The 12,666-nt window shown below is 71.6% G+C and carries 2 protein-coding genes; both read right to left on the bottom strand.

Going from position 1 to position 12,666, the window contains the following annotated elements; translation table 11 throughout:
- Positions 1-4: 4 nt before the first annotated feature.
- Positions 5-4,945 (bottom strand): type I polyketide synthase, encoded by a 4,941-nt coding sequence (locus NP777_RS23465; RefSeq protein ID WP_308405199.1) that lies wholly within the window; start codon positions 4,943-4,945, stop codon positions 5-7.
- Between the two features lie 85 nt (positions 4,946-5,030).
- On the bottom strand, positions 5,031-12,666 hold a 7,636-nt coding region (locus NP777_RS23455), incomplete at its 5' end, for a type I polyketide synthase (RefSeq protein ID WP_256652154.1).

Below are 12,666 nucleotides of genomic sequence, written 5' to 3'. Positions count from 1 at the left end.
AAAATCAGAGGTCTGCGCTGCCCAGTGCCCTCTGGACGAGGTCGTCGACATCCATCGCGTCGACCGCGCTGTTCAATTCTTCTTGGGGCTCCGGCTCGGAACCGCTTTCCGAGATCTGGGCTATTTCCAGCAGGGCCTCCATCAGTCCGGCTTCGCGGAACCGCGCGAGCGGAACAGAGGCCAACGCCTCGCGAATCCGGTCCTCCGCCGGGTCCTTCAGCTCAGTCTCATCGGCTTCCGGAAACATATTCGTCTCCAGATGCTCGGCCAGTACGGTGAGGTTCGGGTAGTCGAATGCCAATGTGGTCGGCAGTTCCAGGCCGGTGATCGAACTCAATTGGTTCCGCAGCTGAACGGCCATCAGTGAGTCGAAGCCGAGTTCCCTGAACGACTGATCGTTCTCGATGGCGTCGGGAGTGGCATGGCCCAGGACCGCGGCGACGTGCTGCCGGGCCAGCTTGCGGAGGGAACGCTGCCGCTTCGCCGAGGAGAGCTCTTGCAGATTCGCACGCAGCTCAGCCGCGGCCTCGGCCGGTGCCGCGTCCAAGGGCTCGGACGACGCGTTCGGCTGCCGCCTCTTCACCAGCTCGGTCAGCAGTGGCGTCGGCTGGGCTCCACCCAGCTCGTCCCCGAAGCGCTCCCATGCGGCATCGATCACCAGGGCGTAGGTCTCGTCCAGGTCAAGAACGCGCTGAAGCGCGGAGATCGCCAAGTCCGGGTCCATCAGGGCGACACCGCTGCGGTCCATGTACTCGTCGAGATCCCCGTCGATCACCAGGCCACTTCCGGCCCAGGCGCCCCAGGCGATGGAGGTCGCCGGGAGGCCGTCCGCGCGCCGCCGCGCTGCCAGCGCGTCCAGGAACGCGTTACCCGCCGCGTAACTCCCCTGCCCCGGGCCGCCTATCGTGCCCGCCGCCGAGGAGAACAGGACGAACGCCGACAGCTCCATCCCGGCGGTCAGCTCATGCAGATTGAGTGCCGCGTCCACCTTGGGACGCAGCACCCCGGCCGCCCGCTCCACCGTCAGCGCGTCGATCACACCGTCATCCAGCACCGCAGCCGTATGCACCACCGCGCTCAACGGCGACTGCGCGGGAATCCCCTCCAGCACCGCCGCCAGCGCAGCACGGTCCGCCGCGTCACACGCCGCCACCGTCACCCGGGCGCCCAGGGCCTCCAGCTCCGCCTTCAACTCGACGGCACCCTCGGCCTCCATACCCCGACGGCTGGTCAGCACCAGGTGTTCGGCACCCGTACGCGCCAGCCACCGCGCCACATGGCCACCCAGCGCACCCGTACCACCGGTCACCAGCACCGAGCCAGTCGGACGCCAGCCGTCCCCGGTCGTGCTCTCCGGCGCCGCGGCCCGCACCAGCCGCATGGCGAAGACCCCCGAACCACGTATCGCGACCTGGTTCTCGGCCTCCGCACCGGCCAGTACACCGGCCAGACGGTCCACCGCACGGCCGTCCATGGTCTCGGGCAGGTCGACCAGACCGCCCCACCGCTGGGGATACTCCACTTCCACGATCCGCCCCAGCCCCCAGACCATCGCCTGGGTCGGGCTCACCAGCCGTTCCGAGGGTCCCACCGACACCGCGCCCCGCGTCCCGCACCACAGCGGGGCCACCACACCGGCGTCGCCCAGCCCCTGGACCAGACCCACCGTCGCCGCCAGCCCGGCCGGGACCACCCCGAACGATCCGTGCGCCGACTCGTCCAGCCCCAGCAACGAGAACACACCCGACACCCCCGCCGGGTCCCCTCCCGCCTCGTCGAGCGCCTCGCGCAGCCGTTCCGTCATCGCCTCACGGTCATCGGCCGCATCGACAACGACACGAACCACCTGGGCGCCACGCCCGGCCACACCATCCACCACGGAGGCGAGCAGGGCGTCGTCACCACAGACCTTGGGGACGACGACCAGCCAGGTGCCGGTGAGCGCGGTCCGAGCGGCGGATGCCACGGGTTTCCAGGCGGCGCTGTAGCGCCAGCCGTCCACCGTGCTCCGCTCACGCTGCTGACGGCGCCACGACGACAGCGCCGGAAGCAACGCGGTCAAGGACGACTGCTGCTCCTCGTCCACCACCTCCAGCGTGCGGACCAGCGTCTCAAGGTCCTCGCGCTCGACGGCCTCCCAGAACCGCGCGTCCACGCTGTCCGCGGTCGGCTCCTCGCCGCCGGCGGACAGCTCGTCAACCGGCGCGTCCAGCCAGTACCGCTGGCGCTGGAAGGCGTAGGTCGGCAAGTCGACCCGGCGGGCGCCACGGCCCTCGAACGCCTTCCGCCAGTCGACATCGGCCCCGCTGACGTGGAGTTCGGCGGCGGAGGTCAGGAACCGCTCCAGCCCGCCCTCGTCACGCCGCAGCGTGCCGACGACGACCGCCCGCGCCCCGGCGGACTCCACGGTCTGCTGCAACGGCAGCATCAGCACGGGATGCGGGCTCGCCTCGATGAAGACACCATGCCCGCTGTCGAGGAGTGCGCGGGTGGTGGCCTCCAGCTCGACGGTCTGCCGCAGGTTGCGGTACCAGTACTCCGCGTCCAAACCGGCGGTGTCCACCAGCTCACCGGTCACCGTCGAGTAGAACGGCACCTCCGACGAACGCGGCTCCAAATCCGCCAGAACCTTCAGCAGCTCCTCGTGAATCGCCTCCACATGCGCCGAGTGCGAAGCGTAGTCCACCGGAACCCGGCGAACCCGCACCTCCTCACCCTCCAACCGCGCGACCATCTCATCCAGCGCACCCGGGTCACCCGACACCACAACAGAACCCGGACCGTTCACCGCGGCGACGGATATCGCACCATCCCAGGCGGCGATACGCTCCCTGGCCGCCTCCGCCGACAACCCGACCGACACCATGCCACCACGACCCGCGAGCCCCGCCGCGATCGCCTGCGACCGCAAGGTCACCACCTTCGCGGCATCCTCCAGCGACAACGCACCCGCCACACACGCCGCCGCGATCTCACCCTGGCTATGACCCATCACCGCATCCGGCTCCACACCCACCGAACGCCACAACTTCGCCAGCGACACCATCACCGCGAACAACACCGGCTGCACCACATCCACCCGGTCAAAACCGGGAGCACCCTCAACCCCGCGCAACACATCCGTCAACGACCAGTCCACATACGCCGACAGGGCCGACTCACACTCTGCTATCGCCTCCGCGAACACCGGCGAGGACTCCAGCAAGCCCACCGCCATACCCACCCACTGCGCCCCCTGACCGGGGAACACGAACACCGAACGACCCCGGACATCCGCCACACCACGCGTCACACCCGAGGCGATCTCGTCCCCGGCCAACGCGCCCAGCCGCGCCAGGAGCTCCGCACGGTCAGCGCCCGTCACCACCCCACGATGCGAGAACGAGGACCTGGTCGTCGCCAGCGACAGCGCCACATCCGAAACACCCAGCTCCGGACGGGCCGCCACAAACTCCCGCAACCGCCCGGCCTGCGCCTGCAGGCCGGCCGTGCCGCGGCCCGACACCACCCACGCCACCGGGCCCTCGACCACCTCGGCCTCGGCGACCTCTGCCGCCTCGTCCTCCGGAGCCTGCTCCAGGATGGTGTGCGCGTTCGTCCCGCTCACACCGAACGACGACACACCGACCCTGCGCGGCGCCCCGGTCTCGGGCCACGGGGTCGGCTCGGTCAGCAGCGAAACCGCCCCCGCCGACCAGTCCACATGCTCCGACGGCTCCTCCACGTGCAGGGTCTTCGGCAGCACACCGTGCCGCATGGCCATCACCATCTTGATGACGCCACCCACGCCGGCGGCCGCCTGCGTGTGCCCCACGTTCGACTTCAACGACCCCAGCCACAACGGCCGGTCCGCCCCGGGGCGCTCCTTGCCGTAGGTGGCCAGCAGCGCCTGCGCCTCGATCGGGTCACCCAGCGACGTACCCGTGCCGTGCGCCTCCACCGCGTCCACATCGGCGGCCGACAAGCCGGCGCTCCGCAGGGCGTCGCGGATCACCCGCTGCTGCGAGGGTCCGTTCGGCGCGGTCAACCGGCTGCTCGCCCCGTCCTGGTTCACGGCGGCGCCCCGTACCACGGCCAGCACCTGGTGCCCGTTGCGGCGGGCGTCGGACAGCCGCTCCAGCAGCAGCACACCGGCGCCCTCGGACCATGCGGTGCCGTCGGCCGCGTTCGAGAACGACTTGCAGCGTCCGTCCGCGGCGAGTCCACGCAACCGGCTGAACTCGATGAACACCTCCGGAGTCGCCATCATGGCCACACCGCCGGCGAGCGCCAGCGAGCACTCGCCCTTGCGGAGCGCCTGCACGGCCATGTGCAGCGCCACCAGCGACGAGGAGCAGGCCGTGTCCACGGTCACCGCGGGGCCCTCGAAGCCGAAGGTGTAGGAGATGCGGCCGGACGCGATGCTTCCGGCGCTGCCGTTGCCCAGGTGGCCTTCGAGGCCCTCCGGTATCGACCGGATGCGGGATCCGTAGTCGTTGTACATCACACCGACGAACACACCGGTGCGGCTGGAGCGCGCGGACACCGGGTCGATGCCCGCCCGCTCCAGCGCCTCCCACGAGATCTCCAGCAACAGCCGCTGCTGCGGATCGGTCGCCAGCGCCTCCCGCGGGCTCATGCCGAAGAACGACGCGTCGAAGCCGTTCGCGTCGTGCAGGAACCCGCCCTCACGTGTGTAGCTCTTGCCCGGCTTCTCCGGGTCCGGGTCGTACAGGTCCTCGTCCCATCCCCGGTCCACGGGGAAGGTGGAGATGGCGTCAGTGCCCGAGGCGACCAGTTCCCACAGGTCTTCCGGCGACTCCACGCCACCGGGATAACGGCACCCCATGCCGACGATCGCGATGGGTTCCGTGTCCCTGTCCTTGAGTTCCCGCAGCTCTTGACGAGTCTCGTGCAGACTGGCCGTCGCGCGCTTGAGGTAATCGCGCAGTTTGGTGTCGCTCACTGCCTCTTGTCACTCCTCTGAGAACCCCAAGACAGGGGGTTGAAAGCCTTCGACCGGTAACTTCCAGGGCCGGCCTGCGTGTCGGTCACGACGTTCCGAGCTCCTCGTCGAGGAAGTCGAAGATCTCGTCGTCGGTCGCCGACTCGAACTTGTCGGCGGCGGCGACCGCACCGTTCGTCGTCTGTGTCTGCTGCCCCGCGGTCAGCTTCGCCAGCACCTGCTGCAAGCGCGCTGTGAGGCGTGTCCTCGCGGCTTCGTCCGCCACCACCTCGGCGAAGGAGCTCTCCAGCTTCTCCAGCTCGGACAGGACCGGCAGCACCACCGATGCGTCCGGCTCCTCCGCGACGAGTTCTTCCGCCAGATACCCGGCCAGCGCCCTGGACGTCGTGTAGTCGAACAGCAGGGTGGCGGGCAGTCGAAGGCCGGTCACGGTGCCCAGTTGGTTGCGCAGTCCGACCGCGGTCAGCGAGTCGAAGCCGAGGTCGAGGAATCCGCGGTCCGGAGCGATCATGCGAGCGTCGTCATGGCCCAGCGCCATGGCCGCGTGCTCGGTCACCAGTTCCAGGAGCGCCTGCTGCCGGGCGGCGGGCTTCATCGAGCCGATACGGCGACGCAGTTCGACGGAGCCGGCGGCGGAACCGCCCGTGGACGCCCTCGCGGGGCCGCGCCGGGCCGTGGTCCGGATGATGCCCCGCAGCAGGGCCGGGATCGGCCCGTCCTGGGCTCGCCACGCCGAGGCGTCGAGCCGTGCCGGGACCAGGGTGGCCGCGTCGATGCCGCAAGCGGTGTCGAACAGGGCCAGGGCCTCCTCGGAGGCCATCGGGGTGACGCCGTCCCGTGCGATGCGCCGCATATTGGCCTCGTCCAGCTTGCCTGTCATACCGCTGCGCTCCTCCCACAGCCCCCAGGCGAGTGACTGGGCGGGAAGGCCCTCGGCCCGGCGCCGGTGCGCGAACGCGTCCAGGAACGCGTTGGCGGCGGCGTAGTTGGCCTGGCCCGGCCCGCCGAGCGTCCCGGAGAGCGAGGAGAAGAGCACGAACGCGGACAGGTCGAGCCCGGCGGTCAGCTCGTGCAGGTTGAGCACCGCGTCGACCTTGGGCCGCAGCACGCGGTCGACACGCTCGGGCGTGAGTGCCTCGACGACGCCGTCGTCCAGCACACCGGCGGTGTGAATCACGGCGGTGAGCGGGTGCTCCTCCGGCAGGGAGGCCAGCAGCCCGGCGAGGGAGTCGCGGTCGGCGGTGTCGCAGGCGGCGACCGTGGCGTGGGCGCCGAGGTCCGCCAGCTCGTCCCGCAGTTCGGCCGCGCCGTCCGCGGCGAGGCCGCGGCGGCTGGCCAGCACGAGGTGGCGCACGCCGTGCTCGCCGACGAGGTGCCGGGCGACCAGGCCCCCGAGGCCGGACGCCGCTCCGGTGACCAGGACGGTGCCCCGCGGGTCCCAGATGCTGCCGGTCGTGGCCGCGCCCTGCTCGGACGCGTCATCCCGCTCGGGCGCGGCGCCGCGAGCCGGGACCCGGGCCAGCCGGCCGGCCAGGACCGTGCCGTCGCGGACCACGATCTGCGGTTCCCCGGCGGTGAGCGCCGCCGGGAGGATCCGGCGTGACTCGTCCTGACCGTCCAGGTCGGCCAGGACGAACCGGTCGGGGTTCTCGGACTGGGCCGAGCGCACCAGGCCCCAGACGGCCGCGCCGGCGGGGTCGGCCACATCGGTGTCATCGCCCGCGGCGATGGCTCCCCGGGTGAGGAACACCAGTCGGGAGGCGCCGAATCGGTCGTCGGCCAGCCAGCCCTTGAGCAGATCGAGGGCGTGGTGGCCGGCTTCCCGTACCGCCTCCGCCAGGTGCTGCGTCCGGCGGCTGCGGGACACGGTGGCGGCCAGGACGACGTCGGGCGCGGTCGCGCCCGCGTCGATGGCCTCGGCCAGGGCCGTGAGGTCCGGGTAGGTGTCCGCGGTGACACCGGCCGATCCGAGAACGCCGGTCACCTCGGCCTCGTCGGGTCCGACGAGCGCCCAGCGCCCGGCCGCGACGCCGCTCGTCTCCGGGGTGCGGGAGGTCTCCACGGGCACCCACTCGACCTGGTACAGCGACTCGTACGGCTGAGCGGAGTTCACCTGCTCCGGGGCCACGGGCCGCAGGACGAGGGAGTCCACCGAGACGACCAGCGCACCGGAGGTGTCGGTGGCGTGCAGCGAGACCGTGTCCCCGCCGGCGCTCGCAAGCCGCACGCGCAGCGTGGACGCGCCAGCGGTGTGGAGGGCCACCCCGTTCCACGAGAACGGAAGGGTGCTGCCGTCGGTGCCGGAGGGGTTGAACGCGACGGTGTGCAGCGAGGCGTCGAGCAGCGCCGGGTGCAGACCGTACCGAGCGGCCTCGGCTTCCTGGGTCTCGGGCAGGTCGATCTCGGCGAAGATCTCGTCACCACGGCGCCAGGCGGCTCGCAGCCCCTGGAAGGCCGGACCATAGGCGAAGCCGACGTCGATGAAGCGGTCGTAGACACCGGCGACGTCGATCGGCTTCGCCTCCGCGGGTGGCCACACGGCGAAGTCGGCGGCCACGGACTCCGGTGCCGTGGTGGCCGGGTCCCTGGTGAGCAGGCCGGTCGTGTGGCGTGTCCAGGCGTCGTCCGGCTGGGCCTCCTCGGGCCTGGAGTACAGGTTGAGCGAACGGGCTCCGGACTCGTCCGGCTCGCCCACGGTGAGCTGGATCTGGGCCGCGCCCCGTTCGGGCAGGACCAGCGGCGTCTCGATGGTCAGCTCGTCCAGCCGCTCATAGCCCACCTGCTCCGCCGCGCGCAGGGCCACTTCCACGAAGGCCGTGCCCGGGAAGAGAACGGTCTCCGCGAATACGTGGTCGGCCAGCCACGGCTGAGTGGCGACGGACAGGCGGCCGGTGAACAGGTAGGAGTCGGTGTCGGCCAGGGCGACGGCGGCGCCGAGGAGCGGGTGGTCGGGCGAGTCCAGCCCCGCCGAGGTCACATCCCCGTCGGCGGCCGGCGCCGTTTCGAGCCAGTAGCGCTGCCGCTGGAACGCGTAGGTGGGCAGCTCCACCCGCCGGGCGCCACGCCCGGCGAACACCGCGTCCCACTTCACCGTGAGGCCTTGGACATGGAGTTCGGCCAGCGCCATGGTCAGCGACTGGATCTCGGGCCGGTCCTTGCGCAACACGGGCACCAGGGAAGGAGCGGGCCCGCCGACGGATTCCTCGGCCGTCAGGCAGTCCTGGGCCATCGCGGTGAGCACACCGTCCGGGCCCACCTCCACGAACGACGTCACGCCCAGCTGCTCCAGGGCCCGAACGCCGTCCGCGAACCGCACCGCCTCCCGCACATGGCGCACCCAGTACTCCGGCGAGCACACCTCGTCCGCGTCGGCCGAGGTGCCGGTGACGTTGGAGACCAGGGAGAGGGTCGGCGGGGCGAACGACAGCCCCTCGACGACCTTACGGAAGTCACCGAGCACCCCGTCCATGCGCGGGGAGTGGAAGGCGTGGCTGACCCGCAGGCGGCGCGTCTTGCGCCCCTCTCGCTCCCACTGTCCGGCGATCTCCAGCACCGCGGCCTCGTCGCCCGCGATGACCACGGAGGTCGGGCCGTTGATCGCGGCGATGCTCACCTCGGCCTCGCGGCCGGTAAGCGAGGCGACGATCTCCTCCTCGGGCGCCTGGACGGCCACCATCGCGCCGCCCTCCGGCAGCGCCTGCATCAGCCGGCCACGGGCCGCCACCAGCGAGCACGCGTCCTCCAGCGAGAACACCCCCGCCACATGGGCGGCGGCGACCTCGCCGATGGAGTGGCCGATCAGCACATCCGGGGTGACACCCCAGTGCTCCAGCAGCCGGAACAGCGCCACCTCGATGGCGAACAGCGCCGGCTGGGTGAACGCCGTCTGATCCAGCAGCTCGGCGTCCGCGCTGCCCTCGGCCGCGAACATCACCTCGGTGAGCGGACGGTCGAGCAGCACGTCGAGATGCGCGCACACCTCGTCCAGCGCCTGGGCGAACACCGGGAAGGCGTCGTACAGCTCCCGGCCCATGCCCAGACGCTGCGCGCCCTGGCCCGAGAACAGGAACGCCGTCTTGTGCTCGGTCCGCGCCACGCCCTGGATCAGCGTGGCCGCGTTCCTGCCCTCCGCCAGCGCGTCGAGTCCGGACCGGAACTGCGCCGGCTCCTCGGCGACCACAACCGCGCGGTAGGGCAGGGCGGAACGGGTCGTCGCCAGCGAATAGCCGATGTCGGCGAGGTCATCGGCGTGCGCGGTACCCACACCGTCGAACTCGCGCAGCCGCCCGGCCTGAGCGCTCAGCGCGTCAGGGCTGCCGCCGGAGAGCAGCCACGGAACCACCGCGATGCCGACCGGCGAACCGGTGGCCTCGCCGCCCGTCCCGGGCGACGGTGCCTGGACCGCGTCAGCCGCCTCGATGATCGTGTGCGCGTTGGTGCCGCTGATCCCGAAGGACGACACGGCCGCCCGGCGCGGGCGGTCCATGTCCGGCCACGGGGTCGCCTCGGTCAGGAGGGACACCGCGCCGCTGGTCCAGTCGATGTGCGGCGAGGGCTCGGCCGCGTGGAGCGTCTTCGGCAGCACGCCCTCCCGCATGGCCATTACCATCTTGATGACCCCGGCCACACCGGCGGCGGCCTGGGTGTGCCCGATGTTCGACTTGATGGACCCCAGCCACAGCGGCTCGTCCTCGGGCCGCCCCTGGCCGTAGGTGGCCAGCAGCGCCTGCGCCTCGATCGGGTCACCGAGCGAGGTGCCCGTGCCATGGGCCTCCACCGCGTCCACATCGGCGGCCGACAGGCCCGCGCTCTCCAGCGCCTTGCCGATCACCCGCTGCTGCGACGGTCCGTTCGGCGCCGTCAGACCGTTGGACGCGCCGTCCTGGTTGATCGCCGAGCCCCGGACGACGGCCAGCACCTGGTGGCCGTTGCGCCGGGCGTCCGACAGCTTCTCCACCAGCAGCAGGCCCACGCCCTCGGACCAGCCCGTGCCATCGGCCTCGGCGGAGAACGCCTTGCACCGTCCGTCCGGCGACAGCACCCGCTGGGTGCTGAACTCGACGAACGTGCCCGGCGTGGCCATGACCGTCACACCGCCGGCCAGCGCCATGTCGCACTCGCCCTGGCGCAGCGACTGGCAGGCCAGGTGCAGGGCGACCAGCGACGACGAGCACGCGGTGTCCACCGTCATGGCCGGGCCCTCGAAGCCGAAGGTGTAGGAGAGGCGGCCGGAGGCGACGCTCGACGCGCTGCCGAGTCCGAGATAGCCCTGCACGCCGTCCGGCGCGCTGATGGCCCGGCCGCTGTAGTCCTGGTAGTTCGAGCCGATGAAGACGCCCGCCTGGCTGCCGCGCAACGTCGCCGGATCGATGCCGGCCCGTTCGAAGGCCTCCCAGGACGTCTCCAGCAGCAGCCGCTGCTGGGGGTCCATGGCCAGGGCCTCACGCCGCGAGATACCGAAGAAGTCCGGGTCGAAGTCGGAGACGTTGTCGAGGAATCCGCCGGTGCGGGCGTAGGTCTTGCCCGGTTTGTCGGGGTCGGGGTCGTACAGTCCCTCGAGGTCCCAGCCACGGTCGTCGGGGAACCCGGAGATCGTGTCGACTCCGGCGTTCACCACGTCCCACAGCTGCTCCGGGGTCCGCACACCGCCCGGGAACCGGCAGCTCATCGCCACGATCGCGATGGGCTCGTCGAACGCGTCCGAGCGGGCCGGCGCCGTCTCGGTGGTGCCGCCCTCCTCGGTGCCGAACATCTCGCCGTTCAGGAACCGTGCCAGCACCGCGGGCGTGGGGTAGTCGAAGACCAGGCTGACCGGCAGCCGCAGCCCGGTCGCCGCGCCGATCCGGTTGCGCAGTTCAACAGCGGTCAGCGAGTCGAAGCCGAGGTCACGGAAGGCACGGTCCGACGCGACGGCGTCCGCGCTGTCGTGAGCGAGGACATCGGCGGCTTGGGCGCGCACCAGATCCCGCAGCGCCACTTCGCGCTTCTCCCGGGACATGGCTTCCAGCTGGTTGTGAAGTTCCGCCCGCCCGGGGGCGGAACCACCCGCCGTGGGCTGCTTCGCCGTGGTCGCGCTCTGCGCGCTCCGCAACTGGCGGAAGAGGGGAGTGTCGGCGGAGTCCGCTTCGAAGCGTGCCCAGTCGATGTCCGCCACCGCGAGGAACGTCTCGTCGTGGTCCAATGCCTGCTGCAGGGCTGAAATCGCCAGCTCGGGGGGCATGGCCAGGATCCCCGACCGGCTCATCTGCTCGCCGACCTCATCCGTGACGAGGCCGCCTCCGGCCCAGGCGCCCCAGGCGATGGACGTGGCCGGAAGGCCGTCCGCGCGCCGCTGCAGCGCCAGGGCGTCGAGATAGGCGTTACCCGCCGCGTAACTCCCCTGGCCCGGACCGCCCAACGTGCCCGCCGCCGAGGAGAACAGCACGAACGCCGACAGCTCCATCCCGGCGGTCAGCTCATGCAGATTCCGCGCCGCGTCCACCTTCGGACGCAGCACTCCGGCCGCCCGCCGCACCGTGAGGGCGTCCACCACACCGTCGTCCAGCACCCCGGCCGTGTGCACCACGGCCGTCAGCGGGAACTCCCGCGGAATCGCGTCCAGCACCGCCGCCAGCGCCGCACGGTCCGCCGCGTCACACGCCGCCACCGTCACCCGGGCGCCGAGCCCCTCCAACTCCGCCTTCAACTCGACGGCGCCCTCGGCCTCCATACCACTGCGGCTCGTCAGCACCAGGTGTTCGGCACCCGTACGCGCCAGCCACCGCGCCACATGGCCACCCAGCGCACCCGTACCACCGGTCACCAGCACCGAACCGCTCGGATGCCAGCCATCCGCGGTCGTGGCCTCGGGCGCGGAGGCCCGCACCAGCCGCTTGGCGAAGACGCCGGACCCGCGCACCGCGACCTGGTCCTCGGTCTCGGTCCCCGCACCCGCCAGCACTCCGGCCAGACGGGCCACCGCACGGCCGTCCATGGACTCGGGCAGGTCCACGACGCCGCCCCAGCGCTGCGGGTACTCCGCCTCCAGGATCCGGCCCAGGCCCCACACCATGGACTGCACCGGGCTGACCAGCCGGTCGGACCGCCCCACCGACACCGCGCCCCGGGTGCCGCACCACAGCGGAGCCACCACGTCCGCATCGCCCAGCGCCTGAACCAGGCCCACCGTCGCCGCCAGCCCGGCCGGGACCACCCCGAAGGACTCATGGGCCGACTCGTCCAGCCCCAGCAGCGAGAACACACCCGCCACGCCCGACGGCTCCACCGCCGCGCCATCGAGGGCCACGCGCAGCCGCTCCGTAATCACCTCACGGTCATCCGCCGCCCCGACGGCCACGCGGACCAGACGCGCTCCGCGCCCGGCCAGCCCATCCAGCACGGTGGCGACCAAAACATCGTCACCACGGCCTTCCGGAACGGCCACGAGCCAGGTGCCCGAGAGCGTGGTCTCGGACGCGGATGCCAGGGGCTTCCAGACCGCCTGGTAACGCCAACCGTCCACCGTGTTCTGCTCACGCCGCTGACGGCGCCAGGACGACAGCGCCGGAAGCAGCGCCGTCAACGACGACTGCTGCTCCTCGTCCGCCACCTCCAACGTCCGCGCCAGCGCTTCCAGGTCCTCGCGCTCCACCGCCTCCCAGAAGCGCGCGTCCACCGCGTCCGTGCTCAAGCCGTCACCGGCGGCCGCCCCCTCGACGAACGAGATGGCATCCAGCCAGTAC

The sequence above is a fragment of the Streptomyces rugosispiralis genome (assembly GCF_024505145.1).
Taxonomy (GTDB): domain Bacteria; phylum Actinomycetota; class Actinomycetes; order Streptomycetales; family Streptomycetaceae; genus Streptomyces; species Streptomyces rugosispiralis.
This window is presented reverse-complemented; position numbering and strand designations above follow the sequence as displayed.